Below are 22827 nucleotides of genomic sequence, written 5' to 3' on the forward strand. Positions count from 1 at the left end.
GAAGAGATGAAGTCGCCATGAAACTCCTGCTGGTCGAAGACAACGCCGAACTCGCGCACTGGATCGTGAACCTGCTGCGCGGCGAGGATTTCGCGGTCGACTGCGTCGGCGACGGCGAACGCGCCGACACGGTGCTGAAGACCGAGCGCTACGACGCGGTGCTGCTCGACATGCGGCTGCCGGGCATCAGCGGCAAGGAAGTGCTCGCGCGATTGCGGCGCCGCAACGACAACGTGCCGGTGCTGATGCTGACCGCGCACGGCTCGGTCGACGACAAGGTCGACTGCTTCGGCGCGGGCGCCGACGACTACGTGGTCAAGCCGTTCGAATCGCGCGAACTGGTCGCGCGGATCCGCGCGCTGATCCGCCGGCAGGCCGGCGTCGGCACGACGCAGCTCGTGTGCGGCGATCTCGTCTATGCGTTCGGCACGCGCGAATTCCGCTGCGGCGACACGGTGCTCGCGCTGCGCCGCCGCGAGCATGCGATTCTCGAGACGCTGATGCTGCAGCAGAACAAGACGGTGTCGAAGGCACGGCTGATGGACAGCGTGTTCGCGCTCGACGACGAGCCGAGCGCGGATGCGATCGACATCTACATCCACCGGCTGCGCAAGCATCTCGCGGGCAGCACGGCCGAGATCATCACGCTGCGCGGGCTCGGCTACATCCTGCGCGCGAAGACCGCGCAGGACTGACGGCCCCACCCCGGGCATCCCCCGGGCATCGATTCGTAGCACGTAATGTGTCGGCAGCCGGCAGGCGGCCGGCCGGGCTCGCGTTCGCCCGCCTGCCCGATTCTCGATTATTGCGATTTCGGTGTTTTCACCGATTCGATTCTTTCCTTCGGGAAAGCCGCGTGAAGGATTGCACCCTCTACGATGCTATGCGTCGGCCCTCTCGCTGTGGCCGGCAACATCCGGCATACATTACGTACTGCCAACGAATAGATTTCAATGCGGCAGCTCGGAGGAGACGATCTTGAAACGAAAAACCCTTGCCCTTTCCATCGCGGCGGCAGGCCTGTGCGCCGGCACCCAGGCGCATGCGCAGTCGAGCGTGCAGCTCTACGGCCTGATGGACCTGAGCTTTCCGACCTACCGGACCCACGCCGACGCCAACGGCAACCATGTGATCGGCATGGGCAACGAAGGCGAGCCGTGGTTCAGCGGCAGCCGCTGGGGCCTGAAAGGCGCCGAGGACATCGGCGGCGGCACGAAGATCATCTTCCGCCTCGAAAGCGAGTTCGTGGTCGCGAACGGCCAGATGGAAGACGAAGGCCAGATCTTCGATCGTGACGCATGGGTCGGCGTCGAGGACGAGCGCTTCGGCAAGCTGACGGCCGGCTTCCAGAACACGATCGCGCGCGACTCCGCGGCGATCTACGGCGACGCGTACGGCTCCGCGAAGCTGACGACCGAGGAAGGCGGCTGGACCAACTCGAACAACTTCAAGCAGATGATCTTCTACGCGGCCGGCCCGACCGGCACGCGCTACAACAACGGCCTCGCGTGGAAGAAGCTGTTCAGCAACGGCATCTTCGCGAGCGCCGGCTACCAGTTCAGCAACTCGACCTCGTTCGCGACCGGCTCCGCGTACCAGGTCGCGCTCGGCTACAACGGCGGGCCGTTCGCCGTGTCGGGCTTCTACAACCACGTGAACCACAACGGCTTCACGAACCAGACGTTCTCGGTCGGCGGCAACTACGCGTTCAGCATCGTGCGCCTGAACGCCGGCTACTTCCGCTACAACGGCGACCAGGGCTCGCTCGGCCAGCGTCACGACGATTCGTGGACGGTGTCGATGAAGATCGCGCCGAAGGGCCCGCTCGACTACGAGCTCGGTTATCAGCAGATGCGCATCAAGAACGCCGCGTACAACGCCGACGGCTTCACGCCGAACGCGAACCTCGGCGCGTTCAGCCTGACCAACGGCGTCGGCAACGGCTTCAAGGAGACGATCTACGGATCGGTGTTCTACCACCTGAGCAAGCGCACCGAGCTGTATCTGGCCGGCGACTACATGAGGCTGCATGGCGGCTACAAGGTATCGTCGACGTTCGGCGCGAAGAACCAGCTCGAACTGACGTCGGGCATCCGTACGCGCTTCTGACCTCGGACGGGGCCCGTCGGGCCCCGCCCTACCCTCCATCCGGGATTTCTCCATGCGGGCACGCCGGCGCATTGCGCTGACCGTGCCCTTTTTTTCGTCGTTTTGGCTCGTGCGGAGCCCCGCCGGAAACGCCGGCCGGCCGGCGCCGCGACAACCGGCCCGAAGCCGCTTGCGGCCCGTGGGGCGGGCGATCGCGGCCGATGCACGCACGATCGCCTCACATCGGTGCTTGACCTGCGCCGACCGACTCGCTAGCGTTTCGGGTTTGCCCGGGTGGCCATTGCCGCCGGTGCCGTGAGTGCGCCCGACGTCCTGGCGCACGCGGCCGGGCTCCGATGGAAAAAACGATGCAGAAACTCGATGCGGCGAGCCCGCAGGCGATGTCGACGGATTTCACCGCCGACAACGTCGCGCGCCTGAAGGCGCTGTTCCCCGAACTCGTGACCGAAGGCCCGGACGGCGCGTCGGTCGACGTCGACGTGCTGAAGGCGCTGGTCGGCGAGCGCACCGTCGGCGACGCCGACGAGCGCTACGGCTTCCACTGGCACGGCAAGCGCAGCGCGCGCCAGGCCGCGCTCACGCCGTCGACGGGCACGCTGCGTCCGTGCCCCGACGACAGCGTCGCGTGGGACGATACGCGCCATCTCGTGATCGAGGGCGACAACCTCGACGTGATGAAGCTGCTGCACAAGAGCTACGCGGGCAAGGTGAAGCTCGTCTACATCGACCCGCCGTACAACACCGGCAACGATTTCGTCTATCCGGACGACTTCAGCGACAGCATCCGCCACTACCTGGCGATGACGGGCCAGACCGACGGCGGCGTGAAGCGCAGCACCAACACCGAGGCCAACGGCCGGTTCCACACCGACTGGCTGAACATGATGTATCCGCGCCTGAAGCTCGCGCACGCGCTGCTGTCCGACGAAGGGCTGATCGCCGTGCACATCGACGAGCACGAAGTGCATGCGCTCGTGCTGATGCTGCGCGAGATCTTCGGCGAGGAGAACGAACTCGGCGTCGCCGTGTGGGACAAGCGCAATCCGAAGGGCGATGCGCGCGGCGTCGCGTACCAGCACGAATCGCTGGTGCTGTTCGCGCGCAATGCCGAGACGCTGCTCGAGCAGGCGCCGCTGAGGCGCCCGAAGCGCAACGCGCAGCGCATGCTGGATGCCGCGCACGACGCGGTGTACCGCAGCGGCAACGCGAAGGATGCGCAGAAGGCCTACCGCGCGTGGATGAAGGCGCAGACCAACCTGTCGGGCGGCGAAGTGATGTACGACCGGCTGTCGGCCGACGGGCGCGTGTACCGCCTCGTGTCGATGGCGTGGCCGAACAAGAAGAAGGCGCCGGACGAGTACTTCACGCCGCTGATCCACCCGGTCACCGGCAAGCCGTGCGCGATGCCGGCACGCGGCTGGCGCAACCCGCCCGCGACGATGCAGGCGCTGATCGAGCGCGGCCAGATCGAATTCGGCGCGGATGAAACCACGCAGCCGCAGCGGATCTACTACCTCGACGAGAACATGTACGAGAACGTGCCGTCGGTGCTGCCGTTCGCCGGTTCCGACGACGCGTTGCTGAAGACGCTCGGCATCCCGTTCGACCAGCCGAAGCCGGTCGATTTCGCGGCGGCCGTGATCGGCTGGTGCACGCGCGGCGACGACATCGTGCTCGACTGCTTCGCGGGCTCCGGCTCGACCGGCCACGCGGTGATGCAGGTGAACGCGACCGACGGCGGCGCGCGCCGCTACATCCTCGTGCAGCTGCCCGAGGCACTCGACCGCCGCGACAAGACGCAGCTCGCGGCCGCCGATTTCTGCGCGAAGCTGAAGAAGCCGCTGACGCTCGCGGAAGTCACGAAGGAACGCCTGCGCCGCACCGCGCAGCAGGTCGCGCGCGACTATCCGGAAAGCTATGGCGACCTCGGTTTCCGCGTGTACCGGCTCGACACGACCAACGTGATCGAGTGGGATCCGCGCCGCGACGACTTCGACCACGCGCTGTTCGCGTCCGTCGAGCACGTGAAGACCGGCCGCGGCGAGGACGACCTGCTCGCCGAGCTGACGCTGAAGCTCGGCCTCGATCTGTGCACGCCGGTCGAGCATCACCAGGTTGCGGCCAAGACCGTGCACCTGATCGGCCGCTCGATCGTCGCGTGCTTCGATGCGCGCATTGCCCGCGACGACGCGGGCCCGCTCGCCGACGGCATCGTCGAGCTGCTCGATGCGACCGGCGCGACGCGCGACGTCACGTGCCTGTTCCGCGACAGCGGCTTCGTCGACGACGTCGCGAAGCTCAATCTCGCCGCGCTGCTCGAACAGCACGGCGTGAAGCGCGTGCGGAGCCTGTGATGCGGCTGCATTTCGAAGCGGATCTCGACTACCAGCGCGAGGCGATCGACGCCGTCTGCGACCTGTTTCGCGGCCAGGAATCGTATCGCGGCGACTTCAGCGTGCTCGCGAACGCCGCGCCCGGCACGACCGCCGCGGCACAAGGCTCGCTCGGCTTCGCGGTGTCGGAGCAAGGCGTCGGCAACCGGCTGTCGCTGACCGACGACGCGCTCGCGCGCAATCTCGCCGACGTGCAGCTGCGCGGCGGGCTGCCGCCGTCCGGCCTGCCCGGCTCGCGCGACTTCACCGTCGAGATGGAGACCGGTACCGGCAAGACCTACGTGTACCTGCGCACGATCTTCGAGCTGAACCGCCGTTACGGCTTCACGAAGTTCGTGATCGTCGTGCCGTCGATCGCGATCAAGGAAGGCGTGCACAAGACGCTTGCGATCACCGAGGACCATTTCCGCGCGCTGTACGCGGGCGTGCCGTACGACTACTTCCTGTACGACTCCGCGAAGCTCGGCCAGGTGCGCCACTTCGCGGCGAGCGCCGCGATCCAGATCATGGTGATGACGGTCGCCGCGATCAACAAGAAAGAGATCAACAACCTCTACAAGGACAGCGAGAAGACCGGCGGCGAGAAGCCGATCGACCTGATCCGCGCGACGCGGCCGATCGTGATCGTCGACGAGCCGCAGAGCGTCGACGGCGGGCTCGAGGGGCGCGGGCGCGAAGCGCTCGCCGCGATGGCGCCGCTCTGCACGCTGCGCTATTCGGCGACGCACGTCGACCGGCACCACATGGTGTACCGGCTCGACGCGGTCGACGCGTACGAGCGCAAGCTCGTCAAGCAGATCGAGATCGCATCGGCGATCGTCGAGGATGCGCACAACAAGCCGTACGTGCGGCTCGTCGGCGTGTCGAACCGGCGCGGCGCGATCAGCGCGCGCATCGAGCTCGACGTCGCGACCGCGGCCGGCGTGAAGCGCCAGATCGTGTCGGCGACCGACGGCGACGATCTCGAACGCCTGACCAAGCGCGCACTGTATGCGGGGCTGCGGATCGGCGAAGTGCATGCGGTGAAGGGCGCCGAGTACGTCGAGCTGCGCCATCCGGAAGGCGAGGCATTCCTGTCGCTTGGTGAAGCATTCGGCGACATCGACACGCTCGCCGTGCAGCGCGAGATGATCCGCCGCACGATCCGCGAGCATCTCGACAAGGAATTGCGCCTGGCCGAGCGCGGCGTGAAGGTGCTGTCGCTGTTCTTCGTCGATTCGGTCGAACGCTATCGCCGCTACGACGAGAACGGGATGCCCGTGAAGGGCGACTACGCGCTGATCTTCGAAGAGGAATATGCACGCGCGGCACGTGTGCCGGCCTACCGTGCGCTGTTCGACGGTGTCGACGTCGCGCTCGAAGTCGAGCGCGCGCACAACGGCTACTTCTCGATCGACCGCAAGGGCGGCTGGACCGACACGAGCGAGAGCAGCGCCGCGGCCCGCGAGAACGCGGAACGTGCGTACGGCCTCATCATGCGCGAGAAGGAAGCGCTGCTGTCGTTCGACACGCCGCTGAAGTTCATCTTCTCGCACTCGGCGCTGAAGGAAGGCTGGGACAACCCGAACGTATTCCAGATCTGCACGCTGCGCGACATCCAGACCGAACGCGAGCGACGCCAGACGCTCGGCCGCGGGCTGCGCCTCGCCGTCGACCAGGACGGCGAACGCGTGCGCGATCCGGGCGTGAACACGCTCACCGTGATCGCGACCGAGCGCTACGAGTCGTTCGCGGAGAACCTGCAGAAGGAAATCGAGGCCGACACCGGCATCCGCTTCGGGATCGTCGAGGAGCACCAGTTCGCGGCGCTGCCGGTGCAGGAAGGCGACGGGCCGGCGCACGCGCTCGGCATCGAGCTGTCGCGCGTGCTGTGGACGCATCTGCACGAGCAGGGCTACGTCGACGCACAGGGCAAGGTGCTCGACCGGCTGAAGGATGCGCTGCGCCAGAGCGCGCTCGTGCTGCCCGACGCGTTCGAATCGCTGCGCGCGCCGATCGTCGCGACCCTGCGCAAGCTGTCGGGCCGCTTCGCGGTGCGCAATGCGGACGAGCGCCGCGCGATCGACTTGCGGCGCGACGCATCGGGCAAGGCCGTCGTGTTCGGCGACGACTTCCGCGCGCTGTGGGACCGTATCCGCCATCGCACCGTGTACAGCGTCGAGTTCGACAACGCGAAGCTCGTGCGCGACTGCACGGCCGCGCTGCGCGACGCACCGGACATCGCGCGCGCACGGCTGCAGTGGCGCAAGGCCGAGATCGACATCGGCAAGGCCGGCATCGAGGCGATCGAGGTGGCCGGCGCCGGCACGGTGCTGCTCGACGAAGGCGAGCTGCCGCTGCCCGATCTGCTCACCGAACTGCAGGACCGCACGCAACTCACGCGCCGCTCGCTCGCGACGATCCTGGCCGACAGCGGCCGGCTCGACGACTTCCGCGTGAATCCGCAGCAGTTCATCGCGCTGGCCGCCGATGCGATCAACCGTTGCAAGCGGCTCGCGCTGGTCGCGGGTATCGCGTACCGGAAGCTCGGCGAACGGCACGTGCATGCGCTCGAATCGTTCGAGAGCGAGGCGCTGACCGGGTATCTGCGCAACCTGCGGCCGAATGCGCGGAAGTCGATCCACGAGGCCGTCGTGTGCGAGACCGACGCGGAGCGCGCGTTCGCCGATGCGCTGGAAGCGCACGACGGCGTGAAGCTGTACGCGAAGCTGCCCGCGTGGTTCCGCGTGCCGACGCCGCTCGGCAGCTATCACCCCGACTGGGCGGTGCTCGCGGAGCAGGACGGCGGCGAGCGGTTGTACTTCGTCGTCGATACGCCGAATGCCGATGGCGACGTGACGAGCGAGCACCAGCGCGCGAAGCTCGTGTGCGGCGAAGCGCATTTCCGTGCGCTGGTGGACGGTGGAGACGCGGCGCGATTCGTGCGCGTCAGGCAGGCCGATGCGTTGTTCGAGCCGGTTGCATCCGTCGCGCCGCTGGCAGGCGCGGGACGCTGAAACGAAGGGTGGCGACGAGCCGCCCTTTTTTTTATGGCGCGGGCCGTGACGCCGCTGCGTCGGTGGGTTCCACGGGGACGAATCCGCCTGTCATTTCCATGAAAGCGATTCGTATCCTCGCGCGTTCGCGCGCGTGGTTACGGCTGGTTGCAAATCAGGGTCGATGCGATGCCGGCGCGCGACAGACCCTTGCCCGGCCGGCATGCAAAAAGGGCGCCGAAGCGCCCTTTCCCCGGATGCGTCCGCCGCACTTACAGCGTGTGGCCGAACGCTTTCCGATGCGCGTGATGCGTGGACGTCGATGCATGCGCGGTATGGCCGTGCGTATGTCCATGACCATGGCCCGGCTGCGCACCCGCACGATCGGCGATCGTGTCGGAACGATCGGCCGCGCGCGACAGGCCCTTGTCGCGGTCGCCCGCGTGCATGCCGTTCGAGTTGCCCAGCGCTTCGCCGCTCATGTGGCCGCCGGACATGCCGCCCGCGTTGCCGCCGGAGCCGCCTGCGCCATGACCGCCGCCGTTGCCGCCGCCGCCACCATTGCCGCCGGCCGCCGCATTCGCGGAAACGGCACCGAGTGCGAGCAGCGCGGCTGCCAGCACGGACAGAATTCGTTGGGTTTTCATTGTTTGCTCCCTGGAGCGCGTTCGAGTGATTGCATTCTAGGAACACGCGGGGCTGATGCGGTCCGGCGTTGTAAATGATCGTAACGGTGCGCGTGACGCGCATTCGTCGGATCAATGCGTGGCGCGCTGGCGGCGCGCGCGGAACGCGCGGCCGGCCGTCGTCGGACAAGGAAGATGAAAGGCGGAAACGGCGCCGTGGCGCCGCTCCGTGTGACGATCGCGCTTACTGCGCCGGCTGCACGCCCTGCGCGGCGGCCTTGCGCTGCGCGGCCAGCTCCTGCTCGTGCTTCTTCGCCATGTGGTGGCCGACGATACAGCCGCCGACCGCGCCGACCACGGCGTGATGTCCCGCGTAGTGGCCGGCGACGCCGCCCACCACCGCACCCTTCATGCAGCCCGCCGCGTGCGCGCTGCCGATCGTTGCGAGCGCAACGACGGCGGCCGCCGCGCACGACCTGATGTGTCGAATGGGCATCATGCGATCACTCTCCTCTTGTCGTCGTGATCCGTGTTCTCGTGCGCCGGGCGCCGGGCTCAGTTCCAGCGGCCGCGCCAGCCGTCGCCATCACGCCAGCCGCCGCGCTCGCGCCACTCGTGTTCGCGCCATTCGCGCGCACGCCAGCCGTCGTCGCGATAGCCCACCGGCGCGTACATCACCGGCGGCGGCGGCGCGACGTAGACCGGCGCCGGCGCCGCATAGACGCCCGGCACACCGATGCCGACCGACAGGTCGACGTGGGCCGATGCGACGCCCGAAGCTGCCAGCGCCGCTACACCGAGAACTGCACCGAGAATAAGTTTCTTGCTCATTTCGCGACTCCCTGCACGTGTCGTGCGTCATGTGACTACGGTTCGGAGTCTAGGCACCAGGGGCGGACACAGGTGAAACCGGTATGCGAGACCGGTAACGGACGTTTACGGCGGGGCGCCAAGCCTTGCGGGACAAGGGTGACGAGCGATTCGACACGCCGTTGCAACGGCGCATCGAATCGGTAAGGGCGGGAATTTTTGCCGAAGTGCGGGCCGGCGACGCAGGCAGTGCGCGATCCGCACGCACGCCGTGCGAGCGGTGCTCGACGACGTTACGCGCGGATATCGTCGACGCTGCGCAGCCAGTGCACGCTGAACAGGTTGTCCGCGTCGGTCCACACGGTGTCGGGCTCGAAGCCCGCACGCCGCGCGATCGCATGGAAGCCGTCGATCGTGAACTTGTGCGAGTTCTCCGTGTGGATGCGCTCGCCGGCCTCGAAGCGGAACGTGTGGCTGCGCACGTGCACCGTCTGCGCGATGTCGCTGACGAGATGCATCTCGATGCGTTGCCGCTCGCGATCGTAGAACGCGCAATGCGAGAACGCGTCGAGATCGAAGTCCGCGCCGAGCTCCGCGTTCGCGCGGGCGAGCAGGTTCAGGTTGAACTGCGCGGTCACGCCCTGCGCGTCGTTGTACGCGTGATGCAGCGCGCGCTCGTCCTTCACGAGATCCGTGCCGACCAGCAGGCCGCCGCCGCGCAACAGCCGCGCGGCGTCGCGCAGGAACGCATCGGCTTCCTCCGGCGAGAAGTTGCCGATCGTCGAGCCGGGAAAGAAGCCGATGCGCCGGCGCGACGTCCCGGTCAGCTCGGTCAGTTGCTCGGCCTTCGTGTAGTCGGCCGCGATCGGCGCGACGTCGAGCCACGGATACGCGGCCCCCAGCCGCGCGGCCGCGCCGTGCAGGTAGTCGGCCGAGATGTCGATCGGCACGTAGCGCGCCGGCGCGTTCGCGTAGTTGTCCGCGCACGCATCGAGCAGCACGCGGATCTTCTCGAGCGAGCCCGCGCCGAATTCGACGATGTCCGCATGCGGACCGACGCGCCGCACGATCTCGGCCGCGCGATCGCGCAGGATCCCGAGCTCGGTGCGCGTCGGGTAGTACTCGGGCAGTTCGCAGATACGGTCGAACAGCGCGGAGCCGGCCGCATCGTAGAAGTATTTCGGCGGAATGCTGCGCGGCGTGCGCGACAGTCCGTCGATCAGGTCGCGCTCGAACGCGCTCGGCCGCGCATCGCGGGCGGGTTGCAGGCCACCGCTCGTGGCCGTCAGGTCAGACGTCTCGCGCAAGTCGCACTCCCGTGAATTGCCAGCGCGCGGCCGGCGGAAAGAAATTGCGGTACGTCGGCCGTTCGTGCCCCGGCGGCGTCGCGATGCTGCTGCCGCGCAGGACCTGCTGGCCGACCATGAACTTGCCGTTGTATTCGGCGGCGACGCCCGCGAGCGGCCGAAAGCCCGGATACGGCTCGTAGGACGAACGCGTCCACTGCCAGACGTGCCCGAGCATCTGCGTGATGCCATCCGCGCCGAACGCGGCCTCCCATTCGAATTCGGTCGGCAGGCGTGCGCCGGCCCATTCCGCATACGCGGCCGCTTCGTAGAAGCTCAGGTGACACACGGGTGCATCGGGCGCAAGCGACGCCACGCCGTGCAGGCCGAACGTGCGCCAGGTGTGTGCGGCTGTCGGATCACCGTCGTCGCCGGGAATCCAGTACGCGGGCCCTTGCCAGCCTTCCCGCTGCACCGTCGCCCAGCCGTCGGACAGCCAGTATTCGGGGCGTGCGTAGCCGCCGTCCGCGATGAAGGCTGCGAATTCGGCGTTCGTCACGAGACGGTTCGCGATCTCGCACGGACGCACGAGCGCCGTATGGCGCGGCCGTTCGTTGTCGAACGAGAACGCGTCGCCGTCGTGGCCGATCTCGACGAGCCCGCCCGGCTGATGCAGCCAGCGCAGCGGGCCGGCATCGCCCGCGGCCAGGGCGGCGTGCCCGGCGTGCCCATCGGCGCCGTTGCGCGGCCGGAACGCGGGCTTCAGCGGGTTGCACGAGAACGCATGCAGCATGTCCGTGACGATCAGCTCCTGGTGCTGCTGTTCGTGATGCAGGCCGAGCTCGATCTCGGGCGCGATCGTGGCGAGCAACGCCGGATCGGCGCCGTCGAGCGCGCGCAGCATCGCGTCGTCGACGTACTGCCGGTACGCACGCACCTCATCGAGCGACGGACGCGTGAGCAGCCCGCGCTGCGGCCGCGGATGGCGCGGGCCGAGCGCTTCGTAATAGGAATTGAAGAGGAACTGGAACGCATCGTCGAACGGCGCGTAGCCGCGCACGCGGCGCATCAGTACGACGGTTTCGAAGAACCAGGTCGTATGCGCGAGATGCCATTTCACCGGACTCGCGTCGGGCATCGACTGCACGGCCTGGTCTTCGGCGGACAGCGTCGCGGTCAGTGCGACGCTATGGGTGCGCACGTCCTGGTAACGGCGCTGAAGCTGGGATGCAAGGAGGCTCATCGGTTTACCGTCCACGTCGCGATTCGCTGCGTTGCGTTGCCGGAAAAAGGAAAGCCTTGCGCTCGGATGCGCGCGGCTGACGTGCGACCTTCATTGCTGCGTCGTCGGGCAGCCGGCGCGCGCGCCGGGCCGCTGGTGCGGCGTCACGTCATCTGCCCGTGCAGAACAGTATGGGCCAGAAATGTGAACGTCGCGAATCGGATTTCGGGTGAAACGAACGCGAAAGAAAAATGAAAGCATCGATCATGCGCGGGGCGGCGGCGTGACGAACCGTCGATGACGGTCATGACAGGGCTCGGCGGGTGAACGCAATGCGCATGCCTGCGGGTTCGCCATGCCGACGCCTCATGACACCCACGCCGGAGTCATGAAAGGTCGGATGGCGTGAGTTCGCCGTGGGAGCGAGGCCATGGGATCGACATCGGCCCTGGTCCGCGCGTCGGTGTCGCGGACCTCGACACCCCCGTTCGACTGCTCCGCCCTCCGCGCGCTTCCCGGCGTTTGAAAAATTTTCGCGTCGATGTCACACCCGCGGGGGGCTCGCTCGTCATATCGGCGGAACCCACACGAAAGGAGAAGGAACCATGACTGCGAAACTCAATCCGTTTGCCGCCGCGCCCGCGCTGATGAAGAACTGGATGGCCGTCTCGGTCGCCGCGGCCGGGAGCCTCGAGCCGACGCTGATCGAGCTGGTCAAGATCCGCGCATCGCAGATCAACGCGTGCGCGAACTGCCTTAACATGCACACCGTCGAGGCGCGCGAGCAAGGCGAGACCGAGCAGCGCATCAACCTGCTGGCCGCGTGGCGCGAAGCGCCCTGCTACACCGACCGCGAACGCGCGGCGCTCGGCTGGACCGATGCACTCACGCGGCTGTCGGAGGGCCATGGCGCGCACGAAGCCGCGTATGCGGCACTGAACGACCACTTCAGCCAGGAGGAACAGGTGAAACTCACGGTGATGATCAACGTGATCAACGGCTGGAACCGGCTGGCCGTCGGCTTCGGGCTGTGGATCGATCCGGCTGAAGCGAAGGCCGCTGCCGCGAAGATGGTGGCCTGATGACCCACCTCGATCCGGCCGCGGGCAGCGCCGAAGACCGGGCCGACGCAGCGGCGAGCTTCGACCCGCTGCGTCGCCTGCTGATCCGCGTTGCGTACCGGATGCTCGGTTCCGTCGCGGACGCCGAGGACATGGTGCAGGAGGCGTTCATCCGCTGGATGGACGTCGATCGCACCGAGGTGCGCGTGCCCGAGGCGTTCCTGCGCCGCATGGTGATGCGCATGTGCCTCGATCAGCTGAAGTCCGCGCGGCATCAGCGCGAGACCTATATCGGCCCATGGCTGCCCGAGCCGGTCGTCGAGGAAGATGAACAGGAGGACGTCACGCTGCCGCTGATGCTCGCGCTCGAACGGCTGTCGCCGCTCGAACGCGCGGCCTTCCTGCTGCACGACGTGTTCGGCCTCGCGTTCGACGAGATCGCGACGACGATCCAGCGCGACCCGGCTGCATGCCGGCAGCTCGCCGCGCGGGCGCGCACGCATGTGCGCGAGGCGCGGCCGCGGTTTCATGTCGAGAAGCAGCGCGGGATCGAGCTGGCCCAGGCGTTCTTTGCCGCATCGCGCAGCGGCGACATGCGCGCGCTCGGCGCGATGCTCGCCGAGGACGTGAGCCTGCATTCGGACGGCGGCGGCAAGCGCACGGCCGCGGGCAAGCCGGTGTTCGGCTTCGAGCGCGTGATGAAGGTGCACGCGTACCTCGCCGAACTGTTCGCCACGCACGCGTCGAAACTCGTGCGGGCCGGGTTCATCAACGGGCTGCCGGGGTTCGTCACGCTGGAGGCCGACGGCGAGCTGCAGACCACGGCGCTCGAGATCGACGACGGGAAGATCGTCGCGATCTATGTCGTGCGGAATCCTGAGAAGTTGAAGCATCTGCATTGAGCGCGGCGGGTGGGCGCTTGGCGCCCGCTTCCCCTGCTCCGCGCCCTGCCGTGTCGATGGCCGATGCTCGCCGTGCGTGGATCGCATGATGCATCGCGCACATGCATGCGCAATGTCGGCCGCAAAAAGAAAAACGCCACGCGATGTTGCCGCGTGGCGTTTGTATGTTTGGCGAGCCGGATTGCCTGTAGGCAATTCGCGCTGCCGGACCCCTTCATTTTGTTCGTTGGTAGGCTCGATTGGATTCGAACCAACGACCCCCACCATGTCAAGGTGGTGCTCTAACCAACTGAGCTACGAGCCTAAGAAGCCGCGAATTATAGAGAGGGTTTTGGAGGCGCGCAAGCCCCTTCGTGAAAATTTTTTGAATCGAGTATGACGCCCGAGGGACGCCCGGCGCTCGAGGCAAACCGCAATCGCATCCGGGTTCATCCTCACTGCGACGTCTCACCGGGCCGCAGCACGTTCCGTCATAATGGATTCGTCGCGAATCCAGGGCCGGGGGTTGCGAACGACAATCAAGAGCAGGAACCGGCCCGATCCGGTCACGGGGAACAGGCGCGCGTGGTGCACGACCCGCCCGCCGCATTGCACGGACCCGTAGCGCCTCGTGACGACGGCAGACCGCAACGCACGCGTAACGATATCGGGGTGGGTATGGTCGCGCTCAATCTGGTGATTCCCTGCTTCAACGAAGAAGCCGTATTGCCGGAAACCGTACGCCGGCTCACGATCCTGCTTGACCGGCTGACGCGTGACGGCATCATTGACGGCGCGAGTGGCGTGACGTTCGTCGACGACGGTTCGCACGACCGGACCTGGTCCCTCATCGAAGGTTTCCATGCCGCCGATCCGCGTATCCATGGCCTCAAGCTGTCGCGCAACCACGGGCACCAGAATGCGTTGCTCGCTGGCCTGATGAGGGTGAACGGCGACGTGCTGATCAGCCTCGACGCCGATCTCCAGGACGATCTCGACGCGATCCCGCGCATGCTGGGCGAATATCACGCGGGCGCCGAAATCGTATTCGGCGTGCGGCAGCGCCGTGACAGCGATGGTTTCTTCAAGCGCGTCAGCGCGCGCGGTTACTACCGGCTGCTGCGCCGCTTCGGCGTCGACATCTTGCCGGATCACGCGGACTTCCGCCTGATGAGCCGCCGGGCCATCGAGGAATTGCGCGGCTTCCGCGAGGTCAACCTGTTCCTGCGCGGCATCGTGCCGCTGCTGGGCTTCCGTACCGCGATCGTCCGGTACAACCGGCAACCGCGCTTCGCCGGCGAAAGCAAATATCCGTTGGCGAGGATGATCTTGCTCGCATCGGACGGCGTCGCGTCGTTCTCGACGAAGCCGCTGCAATGGAGCGCGTACGTTGGCGCCCTGCTCGCGCTGGCCTCGACCGTGTGCGGCGTCTGGGCGCTGTCGATCCGGCTGTTCACCGACCGCTCGGTGCCCGGTTGGGCGTCCACCGTGATCCCGATGTACTTTCTCGGCGGCCTGCAGTTGCTGTTCCTCGGCGTGATCGGCGGCTATGTCGCGAAGATCTATGCGGAGACCAAGCAACGACCGCGCTTCATCGTCGAGAAGACGCTATGACGGGCAATCGGTCCTGTGCCGCAACGATCCGGCGCGAGGCCGGCGGCGGCGGCATCTCACGCGGCGGACTCGCGCAATGGATGACAGCACGGTAAGCGGCCGCCTGCCGCGCGCGTGGCCCTATCGCGCCGTGGATCGTACGTTGCGCGCGCTGTTCGTTGCGACGGTCGCGGCGGCCGGCCTGCTGTTCTGGCTCGCGCCGCATCCGCCAATGGTCGATCTTCCGCAGCATGCGGCACAGGTCGCGACGCTGCACGACATGCTGCTTGGCCAGTCACCCTGGGCACCGCTGTTGCGCATCAACCTGTTTACACCCTACCTGCTCGGCTATGGCACGGCGGCCGCACTGTCGTTCGCGATGCCGGTCACTGCCGCGTTCAAGGTCATGCTGACCCTGTCGTTCTACGGTTTCGTCGCCGCGTACATCGCGCTGCGCCGGCGTCTCGGTACGGACCCGCGTCTCGACTGGCTGTGCGTGCCGGCGTTCTTCGGCTTCGCGTATGAATTCGGTCTCTATTCGTACCTGGTCGCCGCACCGGTCGCGATGCTCTTCCTGGCGCTTGCGCTCGACTATGCCGAGCAGCCGACCGCTCGCCGCGGCACTGTACTCGCGCTCGTCAATCTTGCGCTGTTTTTCTCGCACGGGCTGATCTTCGTGTTCGCGAACGCGATCGGCGGGTTGTTCCTGCTCGTGCGCCGGCCCCGCACGTTGCCGCGCGCCCTGCTCGCCGCGTGGCCGTATGCGGTGCTCGCGCTTGTCACGGTGCTGTACGCGCTATTGCATCGTGACGTCGATCTCGCGCCGATGTATCCATTCACCGTGATCTGGAGCATCAATCCGCTGGTCCGAATGATTGCCGCCGTGTTCTATCCGTGGGGTATTACCGCCGACAACGGTTCGCTGCCGGCCTTCGTGCTGATGGTCGCCGCGCCGTTCCTGATGGCGTCGAAGGCCAACCGGCACGTCACCGCCTATGTGCCGGCGACGGTCATGGCCGTCGTCTGGTTCGGCGTGCCGCTGTTCGCGATCAATACGTTCTTCCTGTTTCCGCGCTTCGCGCTGTTCCTGTTTCCGTTCTATGCATTGATGTTCCGGGCGCCCATGCCGGCCGAACACGGTCGAGCAGCGATGCCATGGCTCGCGCTCATGACGCAGTTGATCCTTGCCGGAATCTGCGCCGGCTTCGTCGCGCAGCAAGGCGTGCGTGTGCTGCGCTTCGCCGACGAGAGCGCTGATTTCGACCTGGTCGCCAACGCGATCGAACCGGCGCAGCGCGGCCTCGCGATCATCGTCGACCGGGCGAGCGTGGCCGCGGATAACCCGTTCGTCTACGAGAACTTTGCGGTCTGGTATCAGGCCGAGCATCGCGGTTTCGTCGATTTCAATGCCGCGCGGTTCCCGCCGCAGATCGTCCGTTTTCGGCTCGACCGGCTGCCCGGCGTCGGGCCGTCCGACGTCTCGCCGTTGCCGCTGTACCGGCACTTCAACTGGCAGCGGCACCAGGGGCGCCTGTACCGGTATTTCTTCGTCCGTGCCGAGACACCGCTGCCGGACACGTTTTTCGCCAATCCGGACTGTCGCGTCGTGCGCGTGAAGTCGGCAGGCGAATGGTCGGTGTATGAGAAGCAGGCTTGTCGGGGCGATTGATTGCACGGCCGTCGCATGAGGCGCGTTGCGTTGCGTCGCGCCGCGCCATGCACCGATCGCGCCATCGGGAGATTGCGATGTCACCTGGATTCATCGCGGACGACGCGCCGCGGCCGTATGACGAGACGTTCTACCGGTACCAGCGCGAAGGATCGGTACGGTCCGCGCGCGGCGTACTGCCAGGCGTCAATGCAGTGCTGAGGCCTGCGAGCATCCTCGACGTCGGTTGCGGCGCCGGAGCGTGGCTCAGCGTGCATCGCGAGCTCGGCGTGCAGGACGTGACCGGCATCGACGGCGACTATGTCGATCGCTCGGTGTTGCTGTTCGATCACGCCCACTTCGTGCCGGCCGATATTTCGAAGCGCTTCGATCTCGAGCGGTCGTTCGACCTCGTCCAGTGCCTCGAAGTCGGCGAGCACGTGCCGAAGGCATCCAGCGAGATGCTCGTCGACAATCTCGTCCGGCATGGCAAGCATGTGCTGTTTTCCGCTGCCGTGCCCGGCCAGGGCGGCGAAAACCACATCAACGAACAGGGCTACGGGTTCTGGCGTGACCTGTTCGCGCATCACGGGTACCAGCTGTTCGATTTCGTACGGCCGTTGATCGCCGCGGACACGCGCATCGAGCCTTGGTACCGCTACAACCTGCTCTTCTTCGTTGCCGCCGACGAAGCGGAACGGCTGCCGGACGCCATCCGACAACACCGCGTCGACGGCCGTTCGGGCATACCGGACGTGTCGCCGCCCGGCTACAAGGCGCGCAAGCTCATGCTGCGCTGGCTGCCGGTGCGCATGAAGACCGGCATCGCCATGCTGAAAAGCCGCATGGTCGCCAACCGATTGAAGCGCAACGAGGAAGACCGGTGAGACTGTCCGTATACGTTGTCATTCTGGCCGGCGTGTTCCTGGCTGCAACCGGCCAGGTCGCGTTCAAGGTCGGGGCCGATGGTCGCCACGCATTGACCGAATTCATCAATGCGTGGGTCGCGCTCGGGTTGCTCTGCTACGGCGCGGGCACGGTGCTCTGGATCTTCGCTTTGAGCAAGGCCGGGCTCACCGTCGTGTATCCGTTTACCGCGCTCACGTTCGTGCTCGTCTTTCTGGCCGGAATCGTGTTCTTCGGCGAGCGTGTGTCGTATGCGCAATGGGGAGGCGTCGCGATGATCCTCGGTGGGCTGTACCTGACTGCGGTAGCTCGATAGCGGGCCGGCTTGCGACGAAACTTATCCACAGCGCGCTATGGATAACCGTCCGGCAAGTCTCTGGATTCACAGTGGAACGATTGAGGATATGTCGGCGCGGCCGCGAATCGACGAAAAGTTGTTCTGTGATGCACAGCGCTTTTCCTGTTCATCGCCTGTGGTTATGCATTCCAATTCACGTTGAAAATTCAGGACGTTACGGGAGTTATCCACTGTGAAGCCGCGGGCTTGTTAACTATCACTACGTATATATACGAACTCTGTTAACACCTTTGGATAAGCACAGTCCGGAGACTGTGATCCGGGCGGGATATGCACCGCGTGCGGCGGATGGATAACCGGATCGGCAGGCTGTGAGGCCCGTGGGCGAGCAGTGAACGGATTGGTCTGTAGAATCGCCGGGGTTCAGAATGCCGAGGTCGATGGATCGGCGCGCTACAGATGGCTGATGCCTCATCGACCCGGCTCGACGCACTCCATATCGACGCCGTCGTACACCGGGTGCAGCAACACCCTCCGGTATTTCCGGAGAACCTGCCCGAGGTTCCGGAAGCCGTCGGCCCGGTGATCAAGTCCGGAGACAAAGTGCCTTGCGACGGCATTTGGGAACCCGTTGCCGTCGAGCAATCGAAGTTGCTGGGTGTCGTGCCGGTCGGCAATCGCAGTCTGCGCAACAACGGCTGCTTCAATTATTTCATTCGGGACATCCGCGCGCCGAACCTCAGGGATGACGAGACGGGAACGGCCGTCAAGACGCACTGGCGACTGTTGTGGGAAGACAAGCGATACCTTGACGGCGTCATCCCCGACGAATCGCAGTACTTCCTCGAGCCGCCGTCAGCACCGCAGCCGGTTCAGGAAACCGCAGAGCAGGTCCGCACTGGCGATCGCTGTCCGGTTTCCGGTGAATGGCAAACGGACGAATACGGCGGTAAGACGCTGCACGTCGAAGCCGGGGCTGCGATGCCGGACATGCTCGTCAGGGACAATCTCGGCGAGTTCAAGGTGCACTGGGTGACGTGGCGTCTGGTGAAGCGCGCGTAGCGAGAATGTATGCGGACGATTCGCCCAGCCTGGGCGAATTTCGGTGCGCGTGTGTGCGTCCCTGATCCCCGACAGGTGCTCGAGCCAGGCGGTACGCACGAAGGAGATGGCGTCTAGCGCGTCGACGGCGACGAGCCGATGCATGTGGACAACCCGAACGCAGCCCAATCAAAACCCTGTGCATTGACTCGGTGAGCGTGGCGTGGATATCACCACCCAAAGTCACTCGAAGTGCTGTGCACCTCAAGGGTGAGGGGTTCGACGAGCGGTGGCATGCTGAGTCGTTGCAGCCGATGTGGATATCCTGCGCTGAAACAACGCCAAACCCTGTGACACCGAAACCGAAAAGGGTACGCCCATTCACCAACGCATCGCGACGAGATTCGCGGTGTGAATAACCATCCCGAAAGCAAATCCAAACGCTGTGGACCTGAACGGTGAGCGTGAGCGCGTTCGGACTGGTCGAGCCGCACCGGCCGAGCCGCAGGCAGCGCATGACGGCCACCCCCGGACCGCTCATCGCCCCGCTCAAATCTGCTGATCAAGCGCCCGCACGACCGCGTGTTCACCCAGACTATCCACGGGCCCGACCACCGCATAGTTAAGCCCGTTCACCGACCCATACCGCGCCATCAACGACCCATCCACGCGTTGCCCGGCCGGCAGCAGCCGATGTTCCGATTCCGCCGGCCGGAGATAGAAGCTCAGCGTCCGCCCGGCGTCGTCCTCATAGAGCACCATCACGGCCGTGGCCCCACTGTCCGTCGTAAACAACCGCCCGCCAACCGGCCTGAACCCCGCCGCACTCAAATCCGGCAGCCGCGCCGACGCCCCCACGCGCCGGGTGAGCCACGTCTGCAAATCCTTCGCACTCGTCGGCCGGAAATCCACCTTCGCCGCCTGATCGACCACCATCATCCGATAAGCCTCGACCGCATCGCTCATCGGCGCGATGGGCGGTGCTGCGTTCCACCCGCGCGCCTGCCACCCGCCGAACGTCCCGAGCCCGATACAGAACACGAACGAAGCCGCCATCGCGAACCGCATCCGCGAGCGCTCCGCACGCCGTGCGCGAATCGCCGCCGGATCCAGCGCAGGATTCTCGCCCGGCATCCGCACGCCTTCGAGCGCGGCCCGCAGCCGCTGCGCATCCTGCTGCCATTGCTTCACCTGTTCCGCGCTCTCCGGATGCAGCGCGAGATATCGCTCGACCGCGGCGCGCGCATCGTCGTCGAGCTGGCCGTCGACATAGGCCTGGAGATCGTGTTCGTCGGGACGGAGCGTGTTCATTTCATCAAGCGGAGAGAAGGAGCGGGAAGCTCGCCGTCGCTGAGCTGGCGCAGCGCCTGGCGCGCGCGGGAGAGCCGCGACATCACGGTGCCGATCGGCACGTCGAGCAGGTCGGCGACTTCCTGATACGTGAAGCCCTCGACCGCGACGAGCAGCAGCAGGCTGCGCTGCTCGTCGGGCAGATGGCCGAACGCTTCGAGCGTCGCGCGCGCGGTGACTTCGCGTTCGGCGGACGGCCAGTGCGGCTCGTCGTCGCTGCGGATGCGGCCGAGCAGCCACGCGTAGCGCTTCGCGCTGCGCTTGCCGTCGAGAAACTGCCGGTAAAGGATGGTGAAGAGCCAGCTGCGCAGCGACGCATCGTCGCGGCGGCTCGCCCAGCGCGACAGCGCGCGCTCGAGCGTTGACTGGACGAGATCGTCGGCCGCGTGGACATCACGCGCCAGCCAGAGCGCGAAGCGTCGCAGCCTGGGGATGAGTTCGCGCAATGCGTCGTCGTCGGGGGCGTTTGGGGGCATGGCCGGGGCGCGAGCCGATAAGCGTGGAGATGCCGCGTAGGACGCCGGTCGGCGCCGCTTATTCCATCAGCATAGGAAAAATTTCTTCATGGAATAAAGCGGCGCGGGTGGCGTCCTACGCCTGTTCGACAATGATCTGACGATCGGGAGTGCATCCATGAAGCAATCTTCCTCTTCTTCGCCGCCGCGTGAGCCCGGGCGCGGGTGGTGGCGCTGGGCCGTGATCGGCGGCGCGGTGGCCGGCGTGGCCGTGGCGTTCGGGTATGTCGGTGGCTGGCTCGCGCCGGCGCGTCTGACCCCGCACCGGCTCGTCGACGCGCTGCAGACGGCCGGCGGCGAGCACCCGGGTTTCCGGCGCAATCACGCGAAGGGCGTGTGCGTGACCGGCTACTTCGAAGGCAACGGCGCCGCGAGCGCGTATTCGGTCGCGCCGTTCTTCAAGGCAGTGCGCACGCCGGTGGTCGGTCGCTTCGCGCTGCCGGGCGGGAATCCGTATGCGCCCGACAGCAGCGTGCCGATCCGCAGCCTCGCGCTGAAGCTGACCGCGCCGGACGGCCAGCAATGGCGGACCGGGATGAACGCGATGCCGGTGTTTCCGGTGGCGACGCCGAAGGCGTTCTACGCGCAGTTGCTCGCGACCCGGCCGGATCCGGCGACGGGCAAGCCCGATCCGGCGAAGGTGAAGGCGTTTTTCGGCGCGCATCCGGAGACGGCCGCGTTCCGCGCGTGGGTGAAAGGTGCGAAGCCGAGCGCGAGCTATGTCACCGAAAGCTATTACGGGCTGAACGCGTTCTACTTCGTCGACTCGGCGGGCAAGCGCCAGGCAGTGCGATGGCGGGTCGTGCCGGAGCAGACGGCCGGCGCCGGGGACGTCGCGACGGCCGCGGATCCGAACGTGTTGCAGCAGGACCTGACGCGGCGCATCGCGGACGGTGTGCAGAAGTGGAAGCTGCTGGTCACGCTGGCCGAACCCGGCGACCCGGTGGACGACGCGACGAAGACCTGGCCCGCGCAGCGGACGACGATCGACGCGGGCACGCTCGTGCTCGATCGCGTGGAGCCGCAGGACAGCGGGCCGTGCCGGGACGTGAATTACGACCCGACGGTGCTGCCGCAGGGGATTCAGGTGTCGGGTGATCCGTTGCTGGCGACACGGTCGGCGGCTTATGCGGATTCGTATCTGCGCAGGACGAGTGAAGAGGCCGGCGTGGCCGGCGCGGCGCGATTGAGTGCGGAGGGACGGTGATGAAGGCTGCTACGACGTTTGGCTTGCCGGCGAGGCTGCTGCATTGGGTGATGGCGGCGATGATCGTCGCGATGCTGTTCATCGGGGTGGGGATGGTGGCGTCGGTTTCCGGTCGGCACGATTTCCTGGTGGCGTTGCACAAGCCGCTGGGAATTGCCGTGCTGGTGCTGGTCTGCGTGCGGATCGTGGTGCGATTCGTGTCGAAGCCGCCGGCGTTGCCCGCGGATCTGCCTGGGTGGCAGAAGGTTGCCGCGCATGGATCGCATCTGGTGCTGTATGCGCTGATGCTGGCGATGCCGCTGATCGGGTGGGCGATGCTGTCGGCTGGCGGGTATCCGGTGACCTTGGGCGGCGGCGTGCAATTGCCGGCGCTGGTTTCGGCTGATCCGGTGGCGTTTGCCTGGCTCCGGGTCGCGCATCGGGTGTTGGCTTACCTGTTCTTTGCGACGTTCCTCGCGCACTTTGCAGCTGCGCTGTATCACGGGTTGATCCGGCGGGATGGCGTGGTGAGGGCAATGGTGGGGAGGTGAGCGACGGAGCTTCGCGCTCGATGCGGCGGGGCTGTCCACGGGCTACCGTGACGGTTTCTGCCGCGTCGCCTCCATCACTACCGGGGGCAACTCAACGGGCCTCTGGCGCCGCTTGTCAAAATAATTTCACAAAGGGGTTGCGGAGACAGGAGCAGGTGCTTAGAATCACGCCTCTTTCGCGCTAACGGAAACGCGGCGCGGGGGAAGAAGGGAAGCGGTGCGGTGAGGGCGGGTTGTAGCAGCCCCGGCGCACACGAAGTTGAACCCCAGCCGTCGCAACGAAGCAGTTAAAAAGTTGTTGACGAACTGAAAAAGACGGTTCATAATCTCGCTTCTCTGCTGCTGAAAACGCAGCGCTGCTGAGAAACTTCAGGTC

21 protein-coding genes, 1 tRNA gene and 1 pseudogene are annotated in these 22827 nt (G+C 66.4%); 13 read left to right on the plus strand and 10 right to left on the minus strand.

Annotated features, from left to right (window positions below; all coding sequences use genetic code 11):
• Positions 1 to 17: 17 nt before the first annotated feature.
• The 4 genes from U5771_RS18290 (at position 18) to U5771_RS18305 (ending at position 7498) form a co-directional block, all read left to right on the plus strand.
• On the plus strand, positions 18 to 695 hold the full coding sequence (locus U5771_RS18290) for a response regulator (RefSeq protein ID WP_322025267.1): 678 nt from the start codon (positions 18 to 20) through the stop codon (positions 693 to 695).
• A 283-nt stretch (positions 696 to 978) separates the two neighbouring features.
• The gene (locus U5771_RS18295) at positions 979 to 2109 is read left to right on the plus strand and encodes a porin (RefSeq protein ID WP_322025268.1); all 1131 of its coding nucleotides are present in this window, start codon (positions 979 to 981) and stop codon (positions 2107 to 2109) included.
• A 335-nt stretch (positions 2110 to 2444) separates the two neighbouring features.
• Positions 2445 to 4463: a site-specific DNA-methyltransferase gene (locus tag U5771_RS18300; RefSeq protein WP_322025269.1), complete on the plus strand. Its 2019-nt coding sequence runs from the start codon at positions 2445 to 2447 to the stop codon at positions 4461 to 4463.
• Entirely contained in the window at positions 4463 to 7498 is a 3036-nt protein-coding gene (locus U5771_RS18305; RefSeq protein ID WP_322025270.1) for a type III restriction-modification system endonuclease, read from the plus strand. Before U5771_RS18300 ends, U5771_RS18305 begins: the two co-directional genes overlap by 1 nt.
• A 251-nt stretch (positions 7499 to 7749) precedes the next feature.
• On the opposite strand, the gene U5771_RS18310 is transcribed toward U5771_RS18305, so the two are convergent.
• From U5771_RS18310 to U5771_RS18335, 6 genes are all read right to left on the minus strand, one after another.
• A complete protein-coding gene (locus tag U5771_RS18310) occupies positions 7750 to 8124 on the minus strand; it encodes a hypothetical protein (RefSeq protein ID WP_322025271.1) in 375 nt (124 codons plus the stop codon).
• 223 nt (positions 8125 to 8347) lie between these two features.
• Positions 8348 to 8602, minus strand: coding sequence for a hypothetical protein (locus U5771_RS18315; protein WP_322025272.1), 255 nt, complete (start codon positions 8600 to 8602; stop codon positions 8348 to 8350).
• A 56-nt stretch (positions 8603 to 8658) separates the two neighbouring features.
• Positions 8659 to 8934 (minus strand): hypothetical protein, encoded by a 276-nt coding sequence (locus U5771_RS18320; protein ID WP_322025273.1) that lies wholly within the window; start codon positions 8932 to 8934, stop codon positions 8659 to 8661.
• 272 nt (positions 8935 to 9206) lie between these two features.
• A complete protein-coding gene (gene egtD, locus U5771_RS18325) occupies positions 9207 to 10220 on the minus strand; it encodes an L-histidine N(alpha)-methyltransferase (RefSeq protein WP_322025274.1) in 1014 nt (337 codons plus the stop codon).
• Positions 10204 to 11442: an ergothioneine biosynthesis protein EgtB gene (egtB, locus tag U5771_RS18330; RefSeq protein ID WP_322025275.1), complete on the minus strand. Its 1239-nt coding sequence runs from the start codon at positions 11440 to 11442 to the stop codon at positions 10204 to 10206. The genes egtD and egtB overlap by 17 nt, the downstream gene beginning before the upstream one ends.
• Positions 11443 to 11585: 143 nt before the next feature.
• On the minus strand, positions 11586 to 11729 hold the full coding sequence (locus tag U5771_RS18335) for a hypothetical protein (RefSeq protein WP_322025276.1): 144 nt from the start codon (positions 11727 to 11729) through the stop codon (positions 11586 to 11588).
• Between the two features lie 297 nt (positions 11730 to 12026).
• Here U5771_RS18335 and U5771_RS18340 point away from each other — a divergent pair, with 297 nt between their 5' ends.
• On the plus strand, positions 12027 to 12503 hold the full coding sequence (locus U5771_RS18340) for a carboxymuconolactone decarboxylase family protein (RefSeq protein ID WP_059602222.1): 477 nt from the start codon (positions 12027 to 12029) through the stop codon (positions 12501 to 12503).
• Positions 12503 to 13384, plus strand: coding sequence for a sigma-70 family RNA polymerase sigma factor (locus tag U5771_RS18345; protein WP_322025277.1), 882 nt, complete (start codon positions 12503 to 12505; stop codon positions 13382 to 13384). Before U5771_RS18340 ends, U5771_RS18345 begins: the two co-directional genes overlap by 1 nt.
• 227 nt (positions 13385 to 13611) lie before the next feature.
• Here U5771_RS18345 and U5771_RS18350 read toward each other — a convergent pair.
• Positions 13612 to 13688, minus strand: a tRNA-Val gene (locus U5771_RS18350).
• Between the two features lie 71 nt (positions 13689 to 13759).
• On the opposite strand from U5771_RS18350, the gene U5771_RS18355 reads away from it, so the two are divergent.
• The 5 genes and pseudogenes from U5771_RS18355 to U5771_RS18375 form a co-directional block, all read left to right on the plus strand.
• Positions 13760 to 14977 carry a glycosyltransferase family 2 protein gene (locus tag U5771_RS18355; protein ID WP_322025278.1) on the plus strand — a complete coding sequence of 406 codons (1218 nt, stop codon included), beginning with the start codon at positions 13760 to 13762 and terminating at the stop codon, positions 14975 to 14977.
• Positions 14928 to 16625 (plus strand): hypothetical protein, encoded by a 1698-nt coding sequence (locus U5771_RS18360; protein WP_322025279.1) that lies wholly within the window; start codon positions 14928 to 14930, stop codon positions 16623 to 16625. Before U5771_RS18355 ends, U5771_RS18360 begins: the two co-directional genes overlap by 50 nt.
• A gap of 77 nt (positions 16626 to 16702) precedes the next feature.
• Positions 16703 to 17491 (plus strand): class I SAM-dependent methyltransferase, encoded by a 789-nt coding sequence (locus U5771_RS18365; protein WP_322025280.1) that lies wholly within the window; start codon positions 16703 to 16705, stop codon positions 17489 to 17491.
• Positions 17488 to 17826 carry an EamA family transporter gene (locus U5771_RS18370; protein ID WP_322025281.1) on the plus strand — a complete coding sequence of 113 codons (339 nt, stop codon included), beginning with the start codon at positions 17488 to 17490 and terminating at the stop codon, positions 17824 to 17826. The genes U5771_RS18365 and U5771_RS18370 overlap by 4 nt, the downstream gene beginning before the upstream one ends.
• Before the next feature lie 516 nt (positions 17827 to 18342).
• Positions 18343 to 18870: pseudogene (locus tag U5771_RS18375) on the plus strand (Imm72 family immunity protein); the annotation flags it as partial.
• Positions 18871 to 19398: 528 nt separating this feature from the next.
• Here the strand turns inward: U5771_RS18375 and U5771_RS18380 are convergent.
• Both U5771_RS18380 and U5771_RS18385 read right to left on the minus strand, forming a co-directional pair.
• A complete protein-coding gene (locus U5771_RS18380) occupies positions 19399 to 20160 on the minus strand; it encodes an anti-sigma factor (RefSeq protein ID WP_322025282.1) in 762 nt (253 codons plus the stop codon).
• The gene (locus U5771_RS18385; protein WP_322025283.1) at positions 20157 to 20675 is read right to left on the minus strand and encodes a sigma-70 family RNA polymerase sigma factor; all 519 of its coding nucleotides are present in this window, start codon (positions 20673 to 20675) and stop codon (positions 20157 to 20159) included. Before U5771_RS18385 ends, U5771_RS18380 begins: the two co-directional genes overlap by 4 nt.
• Before the next feature lie 157 nt (positions 20676 to 20832).
• Here U5771_RS18385 and U5771_RS18390 point away from each other — a divergent pair, with 157 nt between their 5' ends.
• Entirely contained in the window at positions 20833 to 21921 is a 1089-nt protein-coding gene (locus U5771_RS18390) for a catalase family peroxidase (protein WP_322025284.1), read from the plus strand.
• Complete coding sequence (locus U5771_RS18395) at positions 21921 to 22451, plus strand: cytochrome b (RefSeq protein WP_322025285.1); 531 nt, start codon at positions 21921 to 21923, stop codon at positions 22449 to 22451. The genes U5771_RS18390 and U5771_RS18395 overlap by 1 nt, the downstream gene beginning before the upstream one ends.
• Before the next feature lie 181 nt (positions 22452 to 22632).
• On the opposite strand, the gene U5771_RS18400 is transcribed toward U5771_RS18395, so the two are convergent.
• A partial coding sequence (locus tag U5771_RS18400; RefSeq protein WP_322025286.1) for a hypothetical protein occupies positions 22633 to 22827 on the minus strand: 195 nt, incomplete at its 5' end.

The sequence above is a fragment of the Burkholderia sp. BCC1977 genome, assembly GCF_905339595.1.
Classification (GTDB): Bacteria; Pseudomonadota; Gammaproteobacteria; order Burkholderiales; family Burkholderiaceae; genus Burkholderia.

Excerpts from the sequence above, each read along its gene's own strand:
- U5771_RS18290 (WP_322025267.1), top strand. The coding sequence starts at position 18 with ATGAAACTCCTGCTGGTCGAAGACAACGCCGAACTCGCGCACTGGATC.
- U5771_RS18300 (WP_322025269.1), top strand. The coding sequence starts at position 2,445 with ATGGAAAAAACGATGCAGAAACTCGATGCGGCGAGCCCGCAGGCGATG.
- U5771_RS18305 (WP_322025270.1), top strand. The coding sequence starts at position 4,463 with ATGCGGCTGCATTTCGAAGCGGATCTCGACTACCAGCGCGAGGCGATC.
- U5771_RS18310 (WP_322025271.1), bottom strand. The coding sequence starts at position 8,124 with ATGAAAACCCAACGAATTCTGTCCGTGCTGGCAGCCGCGCTGCTCGCA.
- U5771_RS18315 (WP_322025272.1), bottom strand. The coding sequence starts at position 8,602 with ATGATGCCCATTCGACACATCAGGTCGTGCGCGGCGGCCGCCGTCGTT.
- U5771_RS18320 (WP_322025273.1), bottom strand. The coding sequence starts at position 8,934 with ATGAGCAAGAAACTTATTCTCGGTGCAGTTCTCGGTGTAGCGGCGCTG.
- egtB (WP_322025275.1), bottom strand. The coding sequence starts at position 11,442 with ATGAGCCTCCTTGCATCCCAGCTTCAGCGCCGTTACCAGGACGTGCGC.
- U5771_RS18335 (WP_322025276.1), bottom strand. The coding sequence starts at position 11,729 with ATGACCGTCATCGACGGTTCGTCACGCCGCCGCCCCGCGCATGATCGA.
- U5771_RS18340 (WP_059602222.1), top strand. The coding sequence starts at position 12,027 with ATGACTGCGAAACTCAATCCGTTTGCCGCCGCGCCCGCGCTGATGAAG.
- U5771_RS18345 (WP_322025277.1), top strand. The coding sequence starts at position 12,503 with ATGACCCACCTCGATCCGGCCGCGGGCAGCGCCGAAGACCGGGCCGAC.
- U5771_RS18355 (WP_322025278.1), top strand. The coding sequence starts at position 13,760 with ATGACGCCCGAGGGACGCCCGGCGCTCGAGGCAAACCGCAATCGCATC.
- U5771_RS18360 (WP_322025279.1), top strand. The coding sequence starts at position 14,928 with ATGCGGAGACCAAGCAACGACCGCGCTTCATCGTCGAGAAGACGCTAT.
- U5771_RS18365 (WP_322025280.1), top strand. The coding sequence starts at position 16,703 with ATGTCACCTGGATTCATCGCGGACGACGCGCCGCGGCCGTATGACGAG.
- U5771_RS18380 (WP_322025282.1), bottom strand. The coding sequence starts at position 20,160 with ATGAACACGCTCCGTCCCGACGAACACGATCTCCAGGCCTATGTCGAC.
- U5771_RS18385 (WP_322025283.1), bottom strand. The coding sequence starts at position 20,675 with ATGCCCCCAAACGCCCCCGACGACGACGCATTGCGCGAACTCATCCCC.
- U5771_RS18390 (WP_322025284.1), top strand. The coding sequence starts at position 20,833 with ATGAAGCAATCTTCCTCTTCTTCGCCGCCGCGTGAGCCCGGGCGCGGG.
- U5771_RS18395 (WP_322025285.1), top strand. The coding sequence starts at position 21,921 with ATGAAGGCTGCTACGACGTTTGGCTTGCCGGCGAGGCTGCTGCATTGG.